The following is a 21,935-nucleotide window of genomic DNA, read 5'->3' on the forward strand; positions in this document are numbered from 1 at the left end:
GAAGCAAGTCGGACCACAGCAGAAAATATGGTCATTCCGCAGAACGGCGGGACGACCCGTGGATCGCCGGCACTTGGTGACAAGGCCGATCCACCACAGAGCGGAGGAATCGGAGCATGGCCGGCGCGATGCGCAAGATGGCGGTCTACCTCGGCCTCGTGGAGGACGATGGGTACGACGGCCGGGGCTTCGACCCCGACGACGACTTCGAACCCGAGCTGGAGCCGGAGCCGGAGCGCGACCGGCGTCACGCTCCCCCGCGACAGGTGGAGCACGAGGAGCCGGTGCGCGTGGCGAAGCCCCCGGCCCCCCGGGAGCCCGTCGCCCATTCCGTCCCGGTACTCGCCGAAAGCGGACGTCCGGCCCGAATTGCCCCCGTGGCATCCATCACACCCGAACGCCCGAGCCTGGAGAAGAACGCACCGGTGATCATGCCCAAGGTCGTGTCCGAGCGGGAGCCCTACCGCATCACCACGCTGCACCCCCGGACCTACAACGAGGCCCGTACCATCGGGGAACACTTCCGTGAGGGCACCCCGGTGATCATGAACCTCACGGAGATGGACGACACGGACGCGAAGCGACTTGTCGACTTTGCCGCCGGACTCGTCTTCGGGCTCCATGGCAGCATTGAGCGCGTGACGCAGAAGGTGTTCCTGTTGTCGCCTGCTAACGTCGATGTCACGGCGGAGGACAAGGCCCGGATCGCAGAGGGCGGATTCTTCAACCAGAGCTGAGAACACAGGAACCGGACGGACCGGTCGCGAGGGCGGCCGGACGAGCGAGAGCACGCAAGCCAGGGGAGAGGGAAACGCGGGATGGGCGTCGCACTACAGGTGGTCTACATCGTGCTGATGTGCTTCCTCGTCCTCCTGATCGTCCGGCTTGTCATGGACTACGTCTTCCAGTTCGCCCGTTCATGGCAACCCGGTAAGGCGATGGTGGTCGTCCTTGAGGCCACCTACACTGTCACCGATCCACCGCTCAAGCTCCTGCGGCGGCTGATCCCGCCGCTGCGTCTCGGGGGTGTGGCACTCGACCTGTCCTTCTTCGTTCTGATGATCATCGTCTACATCCTGATCTCCCTCGTGAGCAGCTTCGCGAGGTGAATGTGGACGATACGGTCTTGCCGACTGCCGACGACTACGTAGAGGTGAAGAAGAGATGCCGCTGACTCCCGAGGACGTGCGGAACAAGCAGTTCACGACCGTCCGCCTTCGAGAAGGCTATGACGAGGACGAGGTCGATGCCTTCCTCGACGAGGTCGAAGCCGAGCTGACCCGCCTGCTTCGCGAGAACGAGGACCTGCGCGCCAAGCTGGCCGCCGCGACGCGCGCCGCCGCGCAGAACCAGCAGCAGCAGAGCATGCGCAAGCCCCCGGAGCAGCAGGATCGTCCCGTCGGTCCCGGGGCCCCGGTACCCGCCGCCATATCCGGACCGCCGGTCCAGCAGCAGCCGCCGCAGATGGGCCCGCCGCAGCTGCCTTCCGGTGCCCCTCAGCTTCCCGCCGGACCGATGCAGGGCGGCCCGATGCAGGGCGGTCCCATGCAGGGCGGTCCCATGCAGGGTGGCCCCATGCAGGGCGGCCCCATGGGTCCCGGCCCGATGCAGGGCGGCCCCATGCAGGGCGGACCGATGGGTCCCGGCCCGATGCAGGGCGGTCCGATGGGCCACCCGCAGCAGATGCAGCAGCAGCCCGCGCAGGGTCCGGGCGGCGACAGCGCCGCGCGCGTCCTCTCGCTGGCCCAGCAGACGGCCGACCAGGCGATCGCGGAGGCCCGTTCCGAGGCCAACAAGATCGTCGGCGAGGCGCGCTCGCGCGCCGAGGGCCTGGAGCGGGACGCCCGCGCCAAGGCCGACGCCCTGGAGCGGGACGCGCAGGAGAAGCACCGCGTCGCGATGGGCTCCCTGGAGTCCGCCCGCGCCACCCTCGAGCGCAAGGTCGAGGACCTGCGGGGCTTCGAGCGCGAGTACCGCACGCGTCTGAAGTCGTACCTGGAGTCGCAGCTGCGCCAGCTGGAGACCCAGGCGGACGACTCGCTGGCTCCGCCGCGGACCCCGGCCGCGGCCTCCCTGCCGCCGGCCCCGTCGATGGCCTCGGCCGGCGCCGGTGCCCCGTCCTACGGCGGCGGCACGATGGGTGGCGGTCCGTCCATGGGCGGCGCCCCGTCCTACGGCGGCGGTCAGCAGCAGATGTCCCCGGCGATGACCCAGCCGATGGCTCCGGTCCGTCCGCAGGCACCGCAGCCGATGCAGCAGGCTCCGGCGCCGATGCGGGGCTTCCTGATCGACGAGGACGACAACTGACGGCGGGCGGTCGCGCGACGAGCGCGTAGCCGTCGGCAGGCTACGAGGGCCGGCTCCCGGGAAACCGGGGGCCGGCCCTTCGCCGTGTACGGAGACGTACGGGAGACGCAGGGGAGGGGAACGCGGAAGGCCCGGCCCCGGACAGAGCGGAAGGCCCGGCCCCCCGGAGCGGGGGAGCCGGGCCTTCGCCGTGCCGGTTACGCCTTGCGGAGGCGGAACGTCAGGCCGAGGGCCTCGTCCGTGAACGGGGCGCCATAGCTGTCGTCGGCCTCGCCGTTCGCGTGGTCCGTCGCCAGGACCTCGTCCGCGATGAGGGCCGCGTGGGCCGTCAGGGCGTCCGTGGTCTCCTCGGAGTCCGAGGTCCAGCGCAGGGCGATCCGGTCGGCGACGTCCAGGCCGCTGTTCTTGCGGGCCTCCTGGATCAGCCGGATCGCGTCACGGGCCAGGCCCGCCCGGCGCAGCTCCGGGGTGATCTCCAGGTCGAGGGCGACCGTCGCGCCCGCGTCCGAGGCGACCGACCAGCCCTCGCGGGGGGTCTCCGTGATGATGATCTCCTCGGGGGTGACGGTGATCGTCTCGCCGTTCACCTCCAGGCTCGCCTCTCCGGAGCGCAGCGCCAGGGAGAGGGCCGCCGCGTCCGCCGCCGCCACCGCCTTTGCCACGTCCTGCACGCCCTTGCCGAAGCGCTTGCCCAGGGCCCGGAAGTTCGCCTTGGCCGTCGTGTCGACCAGCGAGCCGCCGACCTCGGAGAGGGACGCGAGCGAGGAGACGTTCAGCTCCTCCGTGATCTGGGCCTGGAGCTCGGGGGAGAGCGCCGCGAAGCCGTTGGCCGCGACCAGGGCGCGGGAGAGCGGCTGGCGGGTCTTCACGCCCGACTCGGCGCGCGTCGCCCGGCCCAGCTCCACCAGCCGCCGGACGAGCAGCATCTGCTCGGAGAGGGTGCCGTCGATCAGCGCGGCGTCCGCCTCCGGCCAGGTGGCCAGGTGGACCGACTCCGGGGCGTCCGGGGTCACCGGGACGACCAGGTCCTGCCAGACCCGCTCGGTGATGAACGGGGTCAGCGGGGCCATCAGGCGCGTGACCGTCTCCACGACCTCGTGCAGGGTCCGCAGGGCCGCCTTGTCGCCCTGCCAGAAGCGGCGGCGGGAGCGGCGCACGTACCAGTTGGACAGGTCGTCGACGAACGCCGACAGGAGCTTTCCGGTGCGCTGGGTGTCGTACGACTCCATCGCCTCGGTGGCCTCGGCCACCAGCGTGTTCAGCTCGGAGAGGAGCCACTTGTCGAGGACCGTGCGGTCGGCCGGGGCCGGGTCCGCCGCGCTCGGCGCCCAGCCGGACGTGCGGGCGTAGAGCGCCTGGAAGGCGACCGTGTTCCAGTACGTCAGGAGGGTCTTGCGGACGACCTCCTGGATCGTGCCGTGGCCCACCCGGCGGGCCGCCCACGGCGAGCCGCCGGCCGCCATGAACCAGCGGACCGCGTCGGCGCCGTGCTGGTCCATGAGCGGGATCGGCTGGAGGATGTTCCCCAGGTGCTTGGACATCTTGCGGCCGTCCTCGGCGAGGATGTGGCCCAGGCAGACCACGTTCTCGTACGACGACCTGTCGAAGACCAGGGTGCCGACGGCCATCAGCGTGTAGAACCAGCCGCGGGTCTGGTCGATCGCCTCGGAGATGAACTGCGCCGGGTAGCGGCTCTCGAACAGCTCCTTGTTCTGGTACGGATAGCCGTACTGCGCGAACGGCATCGAGCCCGAGTCGTACCAGGCGTCGATGACCTCCGGGACGCGGACGGCCTCCAGCGAGCAGCCCTCGTGGGTGCAGGGGAAGGTGACCGCGTCGATGTACGGGCGGTGCGGGTCCAGGCCCGACTGGTCGGTGCCGGTCAGCTCGGTCAGCTCGGCGCGCGAGCCCACGCAGGTCAGGTGCCCCTCTTCGCAGCGCCAGATCGGCAGCGGGGTGCCCCAGTAGCGGTTGCGGGAGAGGGCCCAGTCGACGTTGTTGGTCAGCCAGTCGCCGAAGCGCCCGTGCTTGACCGACTCCGGGAACCAGTTGGTCCGCTCGTTCTCCGCGAGCATGCGGTCCTTGACCGCGGTCGTGCGGATGTACCAGGACGGCTGCGCGTAGTAGAGCAGCGCCGTGTGGCAGCGCCAGCAGTGCGGGTAGCTGTGCTCGTACGCGATGTGCCGGAAGAGCAGGCCGCGCGCGTCCAGGTCGGCGGTCAGCGCCTCGTCGGCCTTCTTGAAGAAGACGCCGCCGACCAGCGGCACGTCCTCCTCGAAGGTGCCGTCGGGGCGGACCGGGTTCACGACCGGCAGGCCGTACGCCTTGCAGACCCGGAGGTCGTCCTCGCCGAAGGCGGGGGACTGGTGGACCAGACCCGTGCCGTCCTCGGTCGTCACGTACTCCGCGTTGACGACGTAGTGCGCCGGCGCCGGGAACTCGATCAGCTCGAACGGGCGCTCGTACGTCCAGCGCTCCATGTCCTTGCCGGTGAAGGTCTCGCCGGTGGTCACCCAGCCCTCGCCGAGCGCCTTGTCGACCAGCGGCTCGGCGACGACGACCTGCTCGTCGCCGTCGGTGGCGACCACGTAGGTGACCTCGGGGTGGGCGGCGACCGCCGTGTTGGACACCAGGGTCCACGGGGTCGTCGTCCAGACCAGGAGCGCCGCCCGGCCGGCCAGCGGTCCCGAGGTCAGCGGGAAGCGGACGTAGACCGAGGGGTCGACGACCGTCTCGTACCCCTGCGCCAGCTCGTGGTCGGAGAGGCCGGTGCCGCAGCGGGGACACCAGGGCGCGACCCGGTGGTCCTGGACCAGCAGGTCCTTCTCGAAGATCTGCTTGAGCGACCACCAGACCGACTCGATGTACGAGGGGTCCATGGTCCGGTACGCGTCGTCGAGGTCGACCCAGTAGCCCATCCGGGTCGTCAGCTCGGCGAAGGCGTCGGTGTGCCGGGTCACGGACTCGCGGCACTTGTCGTTGAACTCGGCGATGCCGTACGCCTCGATGTCCTTCTTGCCGGAGAAGCCGAGCTCCTTCTCGACGGCGAGCTCGACCGGCAGGCCGTGGCAGTCCCAGCCGGCCTTGCGGGCCACGTGGTAGCCGCGCATGGTCCGGAACCGGGGGAAGACGTCCTTGAAGACGCGGGCCTCGATGTGGTGGGCGCCCGGCATGCCGTTGGCGGTGGGCGGGCCCTCGTAGAACACCCATTCGGGGCGGCCCTCGGACTGCTCCAGGGTCTTGGCGAAGACCTTGTTCTCCTGCCAGAAGTCGAGCACGGCGTGCTCGAGGGCGGGCAGGTCGACCTGGGCGGGCACCTGGCGGTACTGCGGCGCTGTCATGCGGCGGACTCTCCTCCGGACGGACGGTTCTGCTTCCGTCGGAGGGACGAGAGCGCTGCTCCCGCGGTACCACCCTCCTTGGCCCCGGACGTGACCGTCCCGAGCCCCCTCATTGGGGTCGCGACGCCGGGTCTAGTCACCGCGCCCCGTGGCGCGGCTTTCTTCCGGCGGCTCCGGGGTGATGCTTCACATCGGGCTCGCCCCCGGGCTCTCACCGTCCCCGGGTCGCTCATGGCTGCGTACGACGCTACTCGTCCCCATCCAAGCCTTTCGCTGAGGCCAGTGTACGGGGCCCGGCGAAGGGGGGCCGACCGGTTTTCCGTGACCCGAATGGCCACACGGCGGGCGCCGGGCCCGGGGTGGGGCCATGTGGGGGAGGGGCGGGGCGGATAACCGCGCGGGGAGCCGGGCACAACGGATGCAGGCCGCCCCGGCGGGGAGCGGGGGCGGGTGGGAACGGCGGCGTGCCCCGTTGCCGCGGGCCTCGGGCCGATTTATCGTCCCAGCACGATTCGCGAGCAAGATCACAAAATGTGAAGGGGCCGCGACATGGTGGCGAAGAAGACCGCCGCGAAGAAGACCACGGCCGGGAAACGGACGGCGGTCACCGGGCACCCCACGGTCGCGGAGGAACCGGAGCCCGCCCCGGAGGCGGCCGCCGGGAAGAAGACGGATAAGACGGAGAAGGCGGAGCGGAAGGAAGCCGACGGGAAGGGGAGCGGGAGGGCGGGCGCCAAGAAGGCGGTCGCGAAGAAGGTGGCGGCCGCGAAGAAGACGGTCGCGAAGAAGGCCGCGGCGGCCAAGAAGGCCGTCGTGGAGAAGACGGGAGCGGCGGCCCCCGCCGAGGACACCGCCGCCCCGGGCACGCCCACCGGGAAGGCCGGGGCGAAGAGGGCGGCCGCCGGCAGGGCGTCCGCGCGGAAGCAGACAGGAGCCAGGACGGTGGCAGCGAAGAAGACCGCGGGTGGCGTCACGACCGTCGACGACGAGGCCGCGGTGCCCCCGGCCCGCGCCGGCGAGCTCGCGGTGCGTCCGGGCGAGGACCCCTGGACGCCCGAGGAGGTCGCCGAGGCCCGCGACGGGCTCCAGGCGGAGGTGCTGCGGCTGCGCAGCGAGCTCGCCCACTCCCAGGAGGAGCTGACCGGCCTCATGCGGGACTCGGGCGACGGCGCCGGGGACGACCAGGCCGACACCGGCACCAAGAACATCACCCGCGAGCACGAGCTGGCCCTCGCGGCCAACGCCCGGGAGATGCTGGAGCAGACCGAGCACGCCCTGGAGCGGCTCGACGCCGGCACGTACGGCCTGTGCGAGGTGTGCGGCAGGCCGATCGGCAAGGCCAGGATGCAGGCCTTCCCGAGGGCCACGCTCTGCGTCGAGGACAAGCAGCGGCAGGAGCGGCGCGGCTGAGGCGGGCGCCGCGCGGCGCCCGGGCGGCACGGGCCGGGCCACGGGCGCCGCGCGGCCGGTGGTCTCGGCTGACGGTCTCGCACGCCTGTGCCGTACCCTCGGTGCACGGTCAGGCATCGAGGTCGAGGGACTCACTCACGTGGCAGAGGCGGAGCGCATCATCGGTACGCCGGATTCAGCAGGGGCCGACGAGCCGGCCTCCTCCGACGGCACGGACGTCCCCGCGGAGCGTCCCCGGGGCAGGCGCCGGATCGTCGCCCTGTTCGTGGTGGCCCTCCTGGCCTACCTGCTCGACCTCGGCAGCAAGATCCTCGTGGTCGAGAAGCTGGAGGGCCGCGAGCCGATCCGGGTGGTCGGCGACCTGCTCCGCTTCGACGCCATCCGGAACCCGGGCGCCGCCTTCGGCATGGGCGAGGCCTTCACGATCATCTTCACCTGCATCGCCGCCGCCGTGATCGTCGTGATCATCCGGCTCGCGCGGAAGCTCTACAGCCTGCCCTGGGCCATCGCGCTCGGCCTGCTGCTCGGCGGCGCGCTCGGCAACCTCACGGACCGGATCTTCCGCTCGCCGGGCGTCTTCGAGGGCGCGGTCGTCGACTTCATCGCCCCCGCGCACTTCGCCGTCTTCAACCTCGCCGACTCGGCGATCGTCTGCGGCGGCATCCTCATCGTGATCCTGTCGTTCCGGGGCCTGGACCCCGACGGGACCGTCCACAAGGACTGACAAGGCATACTCGACGGGTGAGTACGAGTCCCGAGATCCGCACGCTGCCCGTTCCCGATGGCCTGGAGGGCGAGCGAGTCGACGCCGCCATCGCCCGCATGTTCGGGTTCTCCCGTACGAAGGCGGCCGAGCTGGCCGCCGCAGGGAAGGTCCAGGTCGACGGCTCCGTCGTCGGCAAGTCCGAGCGGGTCAGCGGCGGCGCGTGGCTGGAGGTAGAGATGCCGGGCGCGGCCGCGCCCGTGCAGATCGTCGCGGAGCCCGTCGAGGGCATGGAGATCGTCCACGACGACGACGACATCGTCGTGATCATGAAGCCGATCGGCGTCGCCGCCCACCCCAGCCCCGGCTGGACCGGCACCACCGTCATCGGCGGCCTCGCCGCCGCCGGCTACCGCATCTCCACCTCCGGCGCCGCCGAGCGCCAGGGCATCGTGCACCGCCTCGACGTCGGCACCTCCGGCCTGATGGTCGTCGCCAAGTCGGAGTACGCGTACACCTCGCTCAAGCGCCAGTTCAAGGAGCGCACGGTCGACAAGCGCTACCACGCGCTCGTCCAGGGCCACCCCGACCCGATGAGCGGCACCATCGACGCCCCCATCGGCCGCCACCCCCAGCACGACTACAAGTGGGCGGTCACCGCCGACGGCAAGCCCTCCGTCACGCACTACGACCTCATCGAGGCCTACCGCTCGGCCTCGCTGCTCGACATCAAGCTGGAGACGGGCCGCACCCACCAGATCCGGGTGCACATGTCCGCCCACCGCCACCCCTGCGTCGGCGACCTCACCTACGGCGCCGACCCGACGATCGCCAAGCGCCTCGGCCTGACCCGGCAGTGGCTGCACGCCGTCCGCCTCGGCTTCGAGCACCCCGGCGACGGCTCGTGGGTCGAGTTCGCCAGCACCTACCCCGAGGACCTGAGCAAGGCCCTGGACCGGATCGAGGCGGAGAGCCGGTGAGCGCCGCGTACGACGTCCGCGAGGTCCTGGGCGACGAGGACCGGGAGGCCTGCTTCGCGGTCCGCCGCGAGGTCTTCGTCGAGGAGCAGGGCGTGCCCCGGGAGCTGGAGTACGACGCGTACGACGCGACCGCCGTGCACGTGCTCGCGGTCCGCGCGGACGGGCTGCCGCTGGGCACCGGGCGCCTGCTGCACGGCGCCGACGCGCTGGGCAAGACCGGCGGCGACGCCTCGGTGGGCTCGCTCGGGCGGCTCGCGGTCGCCAAGGCGGCGCGCGGGCTCGGGGTCGGCGCGGCCCTGGTCCGGGGCATCGAGGAGGCGGCGCGCGAGCGCGGTCTGACCGCCGTCGACCTGCACGCGCAGACCCACGCCCTCGGCTTCTACGAGCGGCTGGGGTACGAGGCGTACGGCCCCGAGTTCCCGGACGCGGGCATCCCGCACCGGGCCATGCGCAAGGCGCTGTAGGGCCTCCCCGGGGCCGGCTCACCCCGGAACCGGCCCTCCCCGGGGCCGGCTTCCCCCGGGACCTGCTTCCCCAGGAATCAGCCCTCCCCGGAACCTGCTTCCCCAGGAACTAGTCCTCCCCGGGGCCGGCTCCCCCAGGAACCGGCCCTTCCCGGACCGCCCGTCGCGGCGCCCCCGGGACAACACGTGTGAAAACAGGCGCACGTGGCAGGCTGAGCCCGTGGATCAATTGGCCCTGCTGTTCCTGCTGCTCCTCGGCGCCCTGCTCACCGTCCCCCTCGGTGAGCGGCTCGGGCTGCCCGCGCCCGTCCTGATGACCCTCGTCGGGATCGTGCTGGCCCTCCTGCCGTTCGTGCCGAACGTCGAGATCCCGCCGGAGTACATCCTTCCGCTGGTGCTGCCGCCCCTGCTCTACGCGGCCGTGCAGCGGACCTCCTGGCGCCAGTTCGCGGCCAACAGACGGCCCATCTTCCTGCTCGCCGTGGCCCTGGTCTTCGTCACCACGGCCGCCGTCGGCGCCGTCGCCAACGCGCTGGTGCCCGGCATCCCGCTGGCCGCCGCCATCGCGCTCGGCGCCCTCGTCGCCCCGCCGGACCCGGTCGCCGCGACCGCCGTCGCGGGCTCCCTCGGGCTGCCCCGCCGGCTCGTGTCGATCCTGGAGGGCGAGGGGCTCTTCAACGACGTCACCGCGATCGTGCTCTACCACGTGGCGATCGCCGCCGCCGTCAGCGGCTCCTTCTCCGTGCCCGGAGCGGCCGGCGCCCTTGTCCTCTCCGCCGTCGTGGCCGTGGTCGTCGGCCTGGGGCTCGGCTGGCTCTCCAACAAGCTCATCGGGGTCCTGGGCGACGTCACCCTCCAGACCGGACTCACCCTCCTCGTCCCCTTCGTGAGCTACGTGCTCGCCGAGGAGCTGCACGGCTCCGGCGTCCTCTCCGTCCTGATCACCGCGCTCTTCCTGGCCGAGCACGCGGCCGACGCCGACGACGTCATGGGCCGGCTCGCCGGACAGACCTTCTGGGAGGTCGTCGACACCCTCGTGACCGGCATCGCCTTCGGCCTCATCGGCCTGGAGGTCGTCCACGTCTTCGGGTACGCGGACGGGCACGTCCTGGAGATGCTCGGCTGGGGCGCCGCCGTGGCCGGGACGGTCGTCGTCGTCCGGCTGCTGTGGCTGCTGCCCGCCACCTGGCTGGCACAGCGGATGCACACGCTCCGGGACGTGGACGAGGAGATCCCGGTGAGCTGGCGGGAGACCGTCGTCATGTGGTGGGCGGGGATGCGCGGAGTGGCCTCGGTGGCGCTCGCGCTCGCCGTCCCGCTCACCACCGCCGACGGCGAGCCCTTCCCCGGCCGCGCGGAGATCATCTTCATCGCCTTCTGCGTGATCCTCACCACCCTCGTCCTCCAGGGGCTCACCCTGCCCGCCCTGGTCCGGCGGCTCGGCGTGAAGGCGGACACGGAGGCCGAACGGGCCCTGGAGCGCGAGCTGGCGATCCGGGCGGCGAAGGCGGCCAAGCGGCGGCTCAAGGAGATCGAGGAGGTCGAGGACCTGCCGGAGGAGGTGCAGGAGCGGCTCCACCGCGGTGCCTTCGACATCGGGGCGCGGATCAGTCCCGACATGGTGGACGACGAGCGGCGGGCCGCCTTCGCGGAGCGGGCGAACCGCTTCAAGGCGGTGCAGCGCATCCAGCGGGAGCTGATGTCGGCCGCCCGGCACGAGGTCCTGGCGGCGCGCAGCGAGCCGGGCGCCGACCCGGAGGTGGTGGACCGGGTGCTCCGCCAGCTGGACGTGCGCAGCATGCGGTGAACGGGGGCGGTCCGCCGCGGGTGGCAGGATGGCGGGCATGGACATCATGCTTTTCCACTCGGTGTACGGACCGCGCCCGGCCGTGGAGGCCGCGGCCGACCGGCTGCGGGACGCCGGGCACCGGGTGTGGACGCCGGACCTCTTCGACGGCTGGAGCACCGATGCGGTGGAGGAGGGCATGGCGAAGCGGGACGAGATCGGCAAGGACGAGCTCCTGAAGCGCGCGATCCTGGCCGCCGCCCCGTACTCGGAGCGCGGACTCGTCTACGCCGGCTTCTCGCTGGGCGCGTCGGTCGCGCAGACCCTGGCCCTCGGCGACGAGAGGGCCCGCGGCCTCCTGCTGCTGCACGGCACCTCGGACCTCGCGCCGAACGCGTCGGTGGACGAACTCCCCGTACAGCTGCACGTGGCCGAGCCCGATCCCTACGAGACGGACGACTGGCTGTCCGCCTGGTACCTCCAGATGGGCCGGGCCGGGGCGGACGTGGAGATCCACCGCTACCGGGGCGCCGGGCACCTCTACACGGACCCGGAGCTGCCGGACTGGGACGCGGAGGCGGCCGAGCGGACCTGGTCGGTGGCGCTCGCGTTCCTGGAGGAGCTGGCGGACGTGTCGTAGCTCCGTCCGGACGTGCGCCGGGGGCGCGGCGGGAGGCCCTTCCCGTCGCGCCCCCGGTGTGTTTCCGGAGCCGGTCAGCCGCGGTACGCGGTCCAGTGCTGGCTCATCCGGGACACCTGGCCCGCGGTGAACTGGTACATGCAGGAGTCGTACGTGTAGTCCATGAAGTTGTGGATCGGGTCCGCTCCCGCCGTGGTGCAGGTGTCGCGGCCCGTCGGGCACTCGTAGGCCGGGCTCGACTCGGCCGGGGTGTCGGCCACGGAGTCGCCGCTGCCACTGCAGCCGCCCTGGAAGGTGTGGTAGAGCCCCATCCAGTGGCCGACCTCGTGCGTACCGGTGTCGCCCTGGTTGTAGTTGGCCGCCGAGCCGCCCGGGAGCGAGGCGTCCAGGACGACGACGCCGTCCATCTTCGGGTTGGAGGCGTACGAGGTCGGGAAGGTCGCCCAGCCGAGGAGGCCGCCGCTCAGCTTGGCGGTGTAGAAGTTCAGCGCGCCCGCGCCGCCCTTGCGGAGCGTCTGCTTCATCTGCTTCTCGGCGCTGGAGCCGGAGGCCAGGTTGTACCAGCTGGAGTTGTTCGTGTAGTCGGTGCCGGCCAGCGTGAACTGGAAGTTGGTGTTCACGTTGCCGGTGCCCTGGCCGCCGTAGGCCGCGTTGAGGACCGCGATCTGGCTGTTGATGGCGGAGGCGGAGAGCTTGCCCGTCGTCCCGGAGTGGATGACGTGGAAGTAGACCGGGATGGTGACCGCGGCGGCGGCCCGGCCCGAGGCGGCGGCCCGGGCGGCACTGGCGGTCGCGGCCGGGGAGAGCGACGCCAGTCTCTTCTTGAGGTCCGCGTCCATCGCCTTGGCCTGGGCGGCCGAGACCTCGTTCGGCTCGGCGGCGTGGCTGTCGGCGCCGCGCGCCTTGCGGGCGCCGGAGACGGCCCCGGTGCCGTCCTCGCACTCCTCGGCGGAGAGGGAGGCGGAGGCGCGGTCGGCGGTGGCGGCACCGGTGGCGACGGGGGCCGAGAGCGGGGCAAGGGCCAGGGTTCCGGCCATGACGGCGGTACCGATGACACGACGTGACGTACGCGGGGATATACGGACAAGAGCACGCATGGTGACTCCTCGTGGGGGGTGCGCGGAGGAACTTCCTCCGCCACGCCGGGGAGATTACGCGTCCATGTCAGTGGCCGTTGAGGAGTGATCAGGCCCAATCATCCGTGGGGCAATTCGGCGCAACGGGAAGAAAATCTTCTGCGCCTTCCGGAGTTTGAGACGCCGACGTAACGAGCGGGAGGACGGAGGCGGGTGGTGTGTCCGGATTCGATCGCTGGAACTCGCCACCCGCCGTAGCCGTGTGATCTCTCGTTAACAGAAGGGATCATGGCTGAAAATCAACCATCCGGGATGCCTCAGAGGACCGGCTGGTACACCCGCTCGACACGCTGCGTTCCGCTCTGCGTCCGGTACGAGCGCGCCCAGGCCGCCGTCGCGGCCGGGTCCCTCTTGTCGGAGACCGTGTAGTAGTCCATCTGCGAGCGGGCGGCGGTCACGTCGAGCACCCCGTAGCCGTGGTGGTCCATGTCCACCCACTTCACATGGCGGTTGGCCGCCTTCACCGCGGTCGCCGCCACCGCCGAGAGCGTCCCCGGCGCCACGTGCAGCAGGTCGTCCAGGTTGTCCGAGGTCACCGAGGTGACCACGAACTCGGTCGCCGCCGAGGCCGAGAGCGGGTACGTCGCGGCCTTCACCGGCACGTCGTTGGCCCAGGCCATGTGGATGTCGCCGGTCAGGAAGACCGTGTTCCGGACGCCCCGCGAGGTCAGGTGCGCGAGCAGCTCCTTGCGGTCGTCCGTGTAGCCGTCCCACTGGTCGACGTTGACCGCGAGCCCCTCCTTCGGCAGGCCCATCAGCTCCGCGAGCGGCTCCAGGAGGTGGGCGGGCAGGGCGCCGAAGGCTACCGGCGAGATCATCACCGAGGTGCCGACCAGCTGCCAGGCCGCGTCCGAACCGGCAAGACCGGCCTTGAGCCAGTCCAGTTGGGCGCGCCCGGTGATGCTCCGCTCCGGGTCGTCGACCGTGCCGCTGCCCGTCTTCGCCTGGGCCGAGCGGAACGAACGCAGGTCGAGCAGGTGCAGATCGGCCAGCCTGCCGAAGCGCAGGCGCCGGAAGACCGTGCCCTCGGTGGAGGCCCGGACCGGCATCCACTCGAAGTACGCCTGCTTGGCGGCCGCCACCCGGGCCGCCCACTCGCCCTCGGCGCCGGGGGTGTGGTTCTCGGCCCCGCCCGTCCAGGCGTCGTTGGCGAACTCGTGGTCGTCCCAGATGGCGATCACCGGGTGCGCCGCGTGCAGCGCCCGCAGGTCGGGGTCCGTCTTGTACTTCCCGTGCCGGGCGCGGTAGTCGGCGAGCGAGACGATCTCGTGGCGCGGCTCGTGGGCCCGGACGGTGTACTTCGCGTCGGGATAGGCCCCACTGGCGTACTCGTAGAGGTAGTCGCCGAGGTGGAGCACCGCGTCCAGGTCGGCGCGGGCGGCGAGGTGACGGTAGGCGGAGAAGTACCCGGCCTCCCAGTTCGCGCAGGAGACCACGCCGAAGCGGACGCCGGGCGCGGCCGCGTCGGCGGCCGGGGCGGTGCGGGTGCGGGCGGCCGGCGAGACCACGCCGTCCACGGTGAAGCGGAACCAGTAGGAGGTGGCCGGGCGCAGGCCCCGGACGTCCGCCTTCACGGTGTGGTCGGTGGCGGCGTCCGCCGTGGTCGTGCCGGAGGCGACGGTCCGGGCGAAGCCGCGGTCCTCCGCGACCTCCCAGCCGACCCGGACGTCGGGGCCGAGGCCGGAGCCGGGCACGGCCTCGGGGACGGGGGTGACGCGCGTCCAGAGCAGGACGCCGTCGGGCAGCGGGTCGCCGGAGGCGACGCCGTGGAGGAAGGCGGGGGCCCCGGTCCCCGCGAGGGCGGGGGAGGCCGCGCCCAGGAGGGCGGGCGCGGCGACGGCGGTGACGGCGGCGGCCTTCACGACCGTGCGGCGGGTGGGGGCGGGAGATATGAAGCGACTGGTCACGGGCAGTCAGATTACTGACGGGTACGACCGGTGGGCAGGCGAAATCCGGAAGTTCGCCGACTGGTCGCCCCCGGGTCGCCCGGGGTGCCCGGAGCCGGTCCGGACGCGCCCCGGCCCCGGACCGGGGGTCCGGGGCCGAGAGGTCGGTGCTCCGTCGTGGAGCGGGCGGCCGGCCTCCGGGGCGGAGGCCGGCGGCGGGCGTCAGCCCTTGAGGGCCGCCGTGATCGCCGTCGTGAACTCCTCCGAGGTCATCGGCGGGTTGTCGGAGCCCTGGACCGTCACGGGCTTGCCGTCCATCTTCAGCGTCGGGGTGCCCTTCACCCCGCTGTCGTCGAAGGCCTTGGACATCTTCATCGCCCAGGCGTCGAAGGTGCCCTCCTCGACGTTCTTCTTGAACGCGGCGTTGCCCTTGAGCGCCGGCACCGACTCCGCGACCTCGATCAGGTAGGAGTCCTCGGCGAACTTGTCGTCGTTCTCCTCCGGGTGGAACTTCGTGGAGTAGAGCGCGGACTTGTACGTCAGGAAGGCCTCCGGGCTCACGTCCAGGGCCGCGCCCAGCGCCGACAGGGCGTTCTTCGAGCCCTCGCCCGTGGCGACGTCGTCGATGAAGGTGGCGCCGACGTACCGGATCTTGTACTTGCCCTCCTCGACGTCCTTCTCGACCGTGGAGCCGACCGACTGCTCGAAGGTCGCGCAGACCGGGCAGCGCGAGTCCTCGTACAGCTCCAGGGTCTTCTTCGCGGACGCCTTGCCGACGACGACCGTCGTGCCGTTCGCGCCCGAGGTGTTCTTCGGGGCCGTGACGGACGTCGCCTTCGCCGCCGTCTCCCACTCGGAGGGCTTGTTGGCCTGCACCACCGCGTAGCCGACGCCGCCGGCGACGGCGAGGACGGCCACGGCCGAACCGGCCACGACGAGCTGCCGGCGCACCCGGTCCTTCTTCGCCTGGCGCTCGCGCTCCTGGCGCAGTCGCTCGCGGGCGGCCGCCTTGCTGGCCTGGCTGTTGCGTGCACTCATGATCTTCTTCTCCGTGGGGCTGCGGAGGGCGCAAAAAACGTCCGTGGAGGACGTGGAGCGCCCGTGAAAAGGGGAAAGGGGGGAGCCGCGGGGCTCGCTCAGACGAGAGCGAGGCCCGGACGCGGCGGCCCCCGCCGCCCCACGGAGTGCACGAGGAGCCGGGTGCGCGAGGACCGGGGCCGGTCCTCGAGGCGCCCGGCGCGCCGGGGCGCCGGACCGCCCGCGCGGAAGAAGGCCGCCACGAGCAGCAGCGGCCGGAACGCGAAGGCCTCCAGCGCGCCGACCAGCCGGGCGAGGGCCCGCTCCCCGCCGCGCAGCCAGCAGGCCGCCGAGAACCCGACGCCCACGTGGGCCAGGAGCAGCAGCCACGGCAGCGCCGGGTCGGGGGAGGAGAGCAGGGCGGTCGCGTGCCCGCTCTCCGGGGCCGCCACGCCGGGCAGCGGAGCCCCCACGGCGCCGCCGCAGAAGACCTCCACGCCCACCGCGCGCAGCGACCCGGCGACCGGCCCGCCGGCGGGGCCGTAGCAGACCGTCTGGCCGCTGGTGAAGAAGGTGTCGGCCGCCAGCTCCAGCGGGACGAGGAGCCCGGCGATCGGGCCGAGGCCGCGCTCGCGGCCGGCCAGCGCGTACGCCACGGCGAAGACGGCGGCGGCGACCGGGAGGACCGCGCCCACCGGCAGCGGCACGCCCGAGAGCAGCACGTGGGACGCCACGGACAGCGTCACGACCAGTGCCGTGAAGAACGCCGCCCGCAGCGCCCTCAGCTGCGTCCCTGCCATGTCCATCGCTCAGGAGTGTGCCACGCGGGCGCGTAAGGGGTCATTAAAGGGAAACTGTGGACGGTCCCGCCGGCCCCTGGAGTCCCGGGATCCGGTCGTTGCGGAAGAGGTCCACGAAGATCTGGTGGTCCGCCCGGGCGCGGGCCCCGTAGGAGTGCGCGAAGTCCACGAGCAGCTCGGCGAAGCCCTCCCCGTCGGCGCCGATCGCCGCGTCGATGGCCCGCTCCGTCGAGAACGGCACGAGGGAGTGGCCGCTGGAGTCGTCCGCCGCCGCGTGCATGGTCGCCGTCGCCCGCCCCAGGTCCGCCACGGTCGCCGCGATCTCGGCCGGGTCGTCGATGTCCGACCAGTCCAGGTCCACCGCGTACGGCGAGACCTCCGCCACCAGCTGTCCCGCGCCGCCCAGCTCCGTCCACCCCAGCCAGGGGTCCGCGTGCGCCTGGAGCGCCCGCTGCGAGATCACCGTCCGGTGCCCCTCGTGCCGGAAGTACTCCCGTACCGCCGCGTCCGTCACGTGCCGGGAGACCGCCGGGGTCTGCGCCTGCTTGAGGTAGATCACGACGTCGTTCTCCAGGGCGTCGCTGTTGCCCTCCAGGAGGATGTTGTACGAGGGCAGACCGGCCGAGCCGATGCCGATCCCGCGCCGCCCGACCACGTCCTTCACCCGGTACGAGTCGGGGCGGGTCAGGCTGGACTCCGGCAGGGTCTCCAGATAGGCGTCGAAGGCCGTCAGGACCTCGCGGCGGGTGGCCGCGTCCAGCTCGATCGCGCCGCGGCCCGCCGAGAAGCGGCGCTCGAAGTCCCGGATCCCGGTCATCGAGTCGAGGAGGCCGAAACGGGTCAGCGACCGGGCCTGGCGCAGGGCGGCGAGCAGCGGCCCGCCGGCGGTCTCCAGGGTGAAGCCGGGCGCCTCGTCCCCCTCGGCACCGGTCGCCAGGGCGTGGATCCGCTCCCGGTAGGCGGCGGCGCAGATCCGCACGAGCTCGGTGATCTGTCCGTCGCTGAGCGCCTTGGCGTAGCCGATCAGGGCGAGCGAGGCCGCGAGCCGCTTCAGGTCCCAGGTGAAGGGGCCCACGTACGCCTCGTCGAAGTCGTTGACGTTGAAGATCAGGCGCCCGTTGGCGTTCATGTACGTGCCGAAGTTCTCGGCGTGCAGGTCGCCGTGTATCCAGACCCGGCCGGTGCGCTCGTCCAGGTACGGCCCGCCGTGGGCCTCCCGCTCCAGGTCGGCGTAGAACAGGCACGCGGTGCCCCGGTAGAAGGCGAAGGCGGACCCGGCCATCTTCCGGAACTTGACGCGGAAGGCCGCCGGGTCGGCGGCGAGCAGCTCGCCGAAGGCGGTGTCGAAGACGGCGAGGATGTGCTCACCGCGTTCGGTGGCGGTGGGCTGGGGGACCGACATCGGGATGCCTCCTGGTACGGGACGTGCACGCAGAGTGTTCACGACAAAAGGGACAGGTATTCCCCGTCTCACAACGCGCGACCCTAGCCCCCGAGTGCCCCGCGCGACCCTCCCGCCCGACTAGACTCCGACACCGTCCCCCTCAGACTGCCCGCAGCCTGCTCGTCGTCGTTCCCGGAGGCCTCCCGCCGTGACCAAGCCGCCCTTCACGCACCTCCACGTCCACACCCAGTACTCGCTGCTGGACGGTGCCGCGCGGCTGAAGGACATGTTCGACGCGTGCAACGAGATGGGCATGACGCACATCGCCATGTCCGACCACGGCAACCTGCACGGCGCGTACGACTTCTTCCACACGGCCAAGAAGGCCGGGGTCACGCCGATCATCGGCATCGAGGCGTACGTCGCCCCCGAGTCCCGGCGGAACAAGCGGAAGATCCAGTGGGGCCAGCCGCACCAGAAGCGGGACGACGTCTCCGGCTCCGGCGGCTACACCCACAAGACGATCTGGGCGGCGAACGTCACCGGCCTCCACAACCTCTTCAAGCTCTCCTCCGACGCGTATCAGGAGGGCTGGCTCCAGAAGTGGCCCCGGATGGACAAGGAGACCATCTCCCAGTGGTCCGAGGGCCTGATCGCCTCCACCGGCTGCCCCTCCGGCGAGCTCCAGACCCGACTGCGCCTCGGCCAGTTCGACGAGGCCCTGAAGTCCGCCTCCGAGTACCAGGACATCTTCGGCAAGGACCGCTACTTCCTGGAGCTGATGGACCACGGCATCGAGATCGAGCACCGTGTCCGCGACGGGCTCCTGGAGATCGGCAGGAAGCTCGGCATCCCGCCGCTGGTCACCAACGACTCGCACTACACCTACGCGCACGAGGCCACCGCCCACGACGCCCTGCTGTGCATCCAGACCGGCAAGAACCTCTCCGACCCGGACCGCTTCAAGTTCGACGGCACCGGCTACTACCTGAAGTCCACGGACGAGATGTACGCCGTCGACTCCTCGGACGCCTGGCAGGAGGGCTGCCGCAACACCCTCCTGGTCGCCGAGCAGATCTCCACCGAGGGCATGTTCGTCGAGAAGAACCTCATGCCGAGGTTCGACATCCCCGAGGGCTACACCGAGGTCACCTGGTTCCGCGAGGAGACCATGCGGGGCATGGCCCGCCGGTTCCCCGGGGGCATCCCCGAGGACCGCATGAAGCAGGTCGAGTACGAGATGGACACCATCATCTCGATGGGCTTCCCCGGCTACTTCCTCGTCGTCGCCGACTTCATCATGTGGGCCAAGAGCCAGGGCATCGCCGTGGGCCCCGGCCGCGGCTCCGCGGCCGGCTCGATCGTCGCGTACGCCATGGGCATCACCGACCTCGACCCCATCCCGCACGGACTGATCTTCGAGCGCTTCCTCAACCCCGAGCGCATCTCCATGCCCGACGTCGACATCGACTTCGACGAGCGCAGGCGCGTCGAGGTCATCCGGTACGTCACGGAGAAGTACGGCTCCGACAAGGTCGCCATGATCGGCACCTACGGCAAGATCAAGGCCAAGAACGCGATCAAGGACTCCGCGCGCGTCCTCGGCTACCCGTACGCCATGGGCGACCGGCTCACCAAGGCCATGCCCGCCGACGTCCTCGGCAAGGGCATCGACCTCGACGGCATCACCAACCCCTCCCACCCGCGCTACAGCGAGGCGGGCGAGATCCGGGCGATGTACGAGAACGAGCCCGACGTGAAGAAGGTCATCGACACCGCCCGGGGCGTCGAGGGCCTGGTCCGGCAGATGGGCGTGCACGCCGCCGGCGTGATCATGTCCAGCGAGCCGATCGTCGACCACGCGCCGATCTGGGTGCGGCACACCGACGGCGTCACCATCACGCAGTGGGACTACCCGCAGTGCGAGTCGCTCGGCCTCCTGAAGATGGACTTCCTGGGCCTGCGCAACCTCACCATCATGGACGACGCCGTCAAGATGGTGAAGGCGAACAAGGGCATCGACCTCGACCTGCTCGCCCTGCCGCTCGACGACCCGAAGACCTTCGAACTGCTCCAGCGCGGCGACACCCTCGGCGTCTTCCAGTTCGACGGCGGCCCCATGCGCTCGCTGCTCCGGCTGATGAAGCCCGACAACTTCGAAGACATCTCCGCCGTGTCCGCCCTGTACCGGCCGGGCCCGATGGGCATGAACTCGCACACCAACTACGCCCTGCGCAAGAACAAGCAGCAGGAGATCACCCCGATCCACCCCGAGCTGGAGAAGCCGCTCGAAGAGGTGCTCGCGGTCACCTACGGCCTCATCGTCTACCAGGAGCAGGTGCAGAAGGCCGCCCAGATCATCGCCGGCTACTCGCTCGGCGAGGCCGACATTCTCCGCCGCGTGATGGGCAAGAAGAAGCCCGAGGAGCTGGCGAAGAACTTCACCATCTTCCAGGCCGGCGCCCGGAAGAACGGCTACAGCGACGAGGCCATCCAGTCCCTCTGGGACGTCCTGGTCCCCTTCGCCGGCTACGCCTTCAACAAGGCGCACTCCGCCGCGTACGGCCTGGTCTCCTACTGGACCGCCTACCTCAAGGCCAACCACCCGGCCGAGTACATGGCGGGGCTGCTCACCTCGGTCAAGGACGACAAGGACAAGTCCGCGGTCTACCTCAACGAGTGCCGCCGCATGGGCATCAAGGTGCTGCCGCCCAACGTCAACGAGTCCGAGTCGAACTTCGCCGCCCAGGGCGACGACGTGATCCTCTTCGGCCTCACCGCCGTCCGGAACGTCGGCACCAACGTCGTCGAGTCGATCATCAAGACCCGCAAGTCCAAGGGGAAGTACTCCTCCTTCCCCGACTTCCTCGACAAGGTCGAGGCCGTCGTCTGCAACAAGCGGACCGTCGAGTCGCTGATCAAGGCCGGCGCCTTCGACGAGATGGGCCACACCCGCAAGGGCCTGGTCGCCCACCACGAACCCATGATCGACAACGTGGTGGCGGTCAAGCGCAAGGAGGCCGAGGGACAGTTCGACCTCTTCGGCGGCATGGGCGAGGAGACCAGCGACGAGCCCGGCTTCGGCCTCGACGTCGTCTTCTCCGACGTCGAGTGGGAGAAGTCGTACCTGCTCGCCCAGGAGCGCGAGATGCTCGGCCTCTACGTCTCCGACCACCCGCTCTTCGGCATCGAGCACGTCCTCTCCGACAAGACGGACGCGGCGATCTCCCAGCTCACCGGCGGCGAGCACAGCGACGGCGCGGTCGTCACCATCGGCGGCATCATCTCCGGCCTCCAGCGCAAGATGACCAAGCAGGGCAACGCCTGGGCCATCGCCACCGTCGAGGACCTGGCCGGCTCCATCGAGTGCATGTTCTTCCCGGCCACCTACCAGCTGGTCTCCACCCAGCTCGTCGAGGACACGGTCGTCTTCGTCAAGGGACGGCTCGACAAGCGCGAGGACGTGCCCCGGCTCGTCGCCATGGAGCTGATGGTCCCCGACCTGTCGAACGCCGGGACCAACGCGCCGGTGATCCTCACCATCCCGACGGTCAAGGTGACCCCGCCGATGGTCAGCAGGCTCGGCGAGATCCTCAAGCACCACAAGGGCAACACCGAGGTGCGGATCAGGCTCCAGGGCCCGCGCAAGACCACCGTGCTGCGGCTCGACCGGCACCGGGTGACGGCCGACCCGGCGCTCTTCGGCGATCTGAAGGTGCTGCTCGGCCCGTCCTGCCTGGCGGGCTGATCCTCCGTCCGGCCACGCGCAAGGGGCGCGCCCGTCGTCACGGGCGCGCCCCTTTGCCGTACGCGAAAGCCGTCAGTTGTGGCCGAAGCGCTTCTGGCGGCCCTTGCGGGCGACGTCGCTCGGGAGGACCTGGGACGCGCGCTGCGCGGCCTCCGACTCCATCGCCGACTGCTGCGCCTGCTGGGCGCCGCGCTCGGCCGGGGACTGCTGCTTCTGGGCGCGGTTCTGGTTCCGGTTCTTGGCCATGGTGATGCCTCCTCAAGGGAATTAGGGGCCAGGGCCGCTGTCAGCCTCACATAAGGCCTGAAACGCCGCATTTTGGATCATTACGGA

The 21,935-nt window shown here is 71.1% G+C and carries 17 protein-coding genes; 10 read left to right on the plus strand and 7 right to left on the minus strand.

The genetic code is table 11. The annotated features are described in order from the left end of the window. Positions 1-116 precede the first annotated feature (116 nt). The 3 genes from ACWGSR_RS10820 (at position 117) to ACWGSR_RS10830 (ending at position 2,307) form a co-directional block, all read left to right on the plus strand. Positions 117-737 carry a cell division protein SepF gene (locus ACWGSR_RS10820; RefSeq protein ID WP_376243195.1) on the plus strand — a complete coding sequence of 207 codons (621 nt, stop codon included), beginning with the start codon at positions 117-119 and terminating at the stop codon, positions 735-737. Between the two features lie 81 nt (positions 738-818). Next, the gene (locus tag ACWGSR_RS10825; RefSeq protein WP_360801912.1) at positions 819-1,109 is read left to right on the plus strand and encodes a YggT family protein; all 291 of its coding nucleotides are present in this window, start codon (positions 819-821) and stop codon (positions 1,107-1,109) included. A 55-nt stretch (positions 1,110-1,164) separates the two neighbouring features. Beyond that, positions 1,165-2,307, plus strand: coding sequence for a DivIVA domain-containing protein (locus ACWGSR_RS10830; RefSeq protein WP_453565445.1), 1,143 nt, complete (start codon positions 1,165-1,167; stop codon positions 2,305-2,307). Between the two features lie 197 nt (positions 2,308-2,504). Here ACWGSR_RS10830 and ileS read toward each other — a convergent pair whose 3' ends face one another. Next, positions 2,505-5,648: an isoleucine--tRNA ligase gene (gene ileS, locus ACWGSR_RS10835; protein WP_453565447.1), complete on the minus strand. Its 3,144-nt coding sequence runs from the start codon at positions 5,646-5,648 to the stop codon at positions 2,505-2,507. A gap of 549 nt (positions 5,649-6,197) precedes the next feature. Between ileS and ACWGSR_RS10840 the strand changes: the two genes are divergently transcribed. The 6 genes from ACWGSR_RS10840 to ACWGSR_RS10865 all read left to right on the plus strand — a co-directional run bounded on the left by ACWGSR_RS10840 (position 6,198) and on the right by ACWGSR_RS10865 (position 11,631). Beyond that, entirely contained in the window at positions 6,198-7,058 is an 861-nt protein-coding gene (locus ACWGSR_RS10840; RefSeq protein ID WP_453565450.1) for a TraR/DksA family transcriptional regulator, read from the plus strand. A gap of 139 nt (positions 7,059-7,197) precedes the next feature. Beyond that, positions 7,198-7,782 carry a signal peptidase II gene (lspA, locus tag ACWGSR_RS10845; RefSeq protein WP_453565454.1) on the plus strand — a complete coding sequence of 195 codons (585 nt, stop codon included), beginning with the start codon at positions 7,198-7,200 and terminating at the stop codon, positions 7,780-7,782. A gap of 17 nt (positions 7,783-7,799) precedes the next feature. Continuing rightward, positions 7,800-8,741: an RluA family pseudouridine synthase gene (locus tag ACWGSR_RS10850; protein ID WP_376241867.1), complete on the plus strand. Its 942-nt coding sequence runs from the start codon at positions 7,800-7,802 to the stop codon at positions 8,739-8,741. Further along, on the plus strand, positions 8,738-9,205 hold the full coding sequence (locus tag ACWGSR_RS10855) for a GNAT family N-acetyltransferase (protein ID WP_383360397.1): 468 nt from the start codon (positions 8,738-8,740) through the stop codon (positions 9,203-9,205). Before ACWGSR_RS10850 ends, ACWGSR_RS10855 begins: the two co-directional genes overlap by 4 nt. 220 nt (positions 9,206-9,425) lie before the next feature. Next, positions 9,426-11,012: a Na+/H+ antiporter gene (locus ACWGSR_RS10860; RefSeq protein WP_376241863.1), complete on the plus strand. Its 1,587-nt coding sequence runs from the start codon at positions 9,426-9,428 to the stop codon at positions 11,010-11,012. 37 nt (positions 11,013-11,049) lie between these two features. Beyond that, positions 11,050-11,631 (plus strand): dienelactone hydrolase family protein, encoded by a 582-nt coding sequence (locus ACWGSR_RS10865; protein WP_376241861.1) that lies wholly within the window; start codon positions 11,050-11,052, stop codon positions 11,629-11,631. Between the two features lie 74 nt (positions 11,632-11,705). On the opposite strand, the gene ACWGSR_RS10870 is transcribed toward ACWGSR_RS10865, so the two are convergent. The 5 genes from ACWGSR_RS10870 to ACWGSR_RS10890 all read right to left on the minus strand — a co-directional run bounded on the left by ACWGSR_RS10870 (position 11,706) and on the right by ACWGSR_RS10890 (position 17,872). Further along, positions 11,706-12,668, minus strand: coding sequence for a zinc metalloprotease (locus tag ACWGSR_RS10870; RefSeq protein ID WP_376241859.1), 963 nt, complete (start codon positions 12,666-12,668; stop codon positions 11,706-11,708). Between the two features lie 356 nt (positions 12,669-13,024). Continuing rightward, positions 13,025-14,674, minus strand: a complete 1,650-nt coding sequence (locus tag ACWGSR_RS10875) for an alkaline phosphatase D family protein (protein WP_453565457.1) — start codon at positions 14,672-14,674, stop codon at positions 13,025-13,027. A 201-nt stretch (positions 14,675-14,875) separates the two neighbouring features. Next, the gene (locus tag ACWGSR_RS10880; protein WP_376241855.1) at positions 14,876-15,691 is read right to left on the minus strand and encodes a DsbA family protein; all 816 of its coding nucleotides are present in this window, start codon (positions 15,689-15,691) and stop codon (positions 14,876-14,878) included. 98 nt (positions 15,692-15,789) lie between these two features. Next, positions 15,790-16,476: a hypothetical protein gene (locus ACWGSR_RS10885; protein ID WP_376241853.1), complete on the minus strand. Its 687-nt coding sequence runs from the start codon at positions 16,474-16,476 to the stop codon at positions 15,790-15,792. A 37-nt stretch (positions 16,477-16,513) separates the two neighbouring features. After that, positions 16,514-17,872, minus strand: coding sequence for a DUF2252 domain-containing protein (locus ACWGSR_RS10890; RefSeq protein ID WP_401569191.1), 1,359 nt, complete (start codon positions 17,870-17,872; stop codon positions 16,514-16,516). Positions 17,873-18,062: 190 nt separating this feature from the next. Between ACWGSR_RS10890 and dnaE the strand changes: the two genes are divergently transcribed. Continuing rightward, positions 18,063-21,602, plus strand: a complete 3,540-nt coding sequence (gene dnaE, locus ACWGSR_RS10895) for a DNA polymerase III subunit alpha (protein WP_453565461.1) — start codon at positions 18,063-18,065, stop codon at positions 21,600-21,602. A gap of 72 nt (positions 21,603-21,674) precedes the next feature. Here dnaE and ACWGSR_RS10900 read toward each other — a convergent pair whose 3' ends face one another. Beyond that, a complete protein-coding gene (locus ACWGSR_RS10900) occupies positions 21,675-21,848 on the minus strand; it encodes a hypothetical protein (protein ID WP_167309042.1) in 174 nt (57 codons plus the stop codon). Positions 21,849-21,935 lie beyond the last annotated feature (87 nt).

It is taken from the genome of Streptomyces sp. NPDC055632, assembly GCF_053618675.1.

Excerpts from the sequence above, each read along its gene's own strand:
- ACWGSR_RS10820 (WP_376243195.1), top strand. The coding sequence starts at position 117 with ATGGCCGGCGCGATGCGCAAGATGGCGGTCTACCTCGGCCTCGTGGAG.
- ACWGSR_RS10825 (WP_360801912.1), top strand. The coding sequence starts at position 819 with ATGGGCGTCGCACTACAGGTGGTCTACATCGTGCTGATGTGCTTCCTC.
- ACWGSR_RS10830 (WP_453565445.1), top strand. The coding sequence starts at position 1,165 with ATGCCGCTGACTCCCGAGGACGTGCGGAACAAGCAGTTCACGACCGTC.
- ileS (WP_453565447.1), bottom strand. The coding sequence starts at position 5,648 with ATGACAGCGCCGCAGTACCGCCAGGTGCCCGCCCAGGTCGACCTGCCC.
- ACWGSR_RS10840 (WP_453565450.1), top strand. The coding sequence starts at position 6,198 with ATGGTGGCGAAGAAGACCGCCGCGAAGAAGACCACGGCCGGGAAACGG.
- ACWGSR_RS10865 (WP_376241861.1), top strand. The coding sequence starts at position 11,050 with ATGGACATCATGCTTTTCCACTCGGTGTACGGACCGCGCCCGGCCGTG.
- ACWGSR_RS10870 (WP_376241859.1), bottom strand. The coding sequence starts at position 12,668 with ATGGCCGGAACCCTGGCCCTTGCCCCGCTCTCGGCCCCCGTCGCCACC.
- ACWGSR_RS10880 (WP_376241855.1), bottom strand. The coding sequence starts at position 15,691 with ATGAGTGCACGCAACAGCCAGGCCAGCAAGGCGGCCGCCCGCGAGCGA.
- ACWGSR_RS10885 (WP_376241853.1), bottom strand. The coding sequence starts at position 16,476 with ATGGACATGGCAGGGACGCAGCTGAGGGCGCTGCGGGCGGCGTTCTTC.
- ACWGSR_RS10890 (WP_401569191.1), bottom strand. The coding sequence starts at position 17,872 with ATGTCGGTCCCCCAGCCCACCGCCACCGAACGCGGTGAGCACATCCTC.
- ACWGSR_RS10900 (WP_167309042.1), bottom strand. The coding sequence starts at position 21,848 with ATGGCCAAGAACCGGAACCAGAACCGCGCCCAGAAGCAGCAGTCCCCG.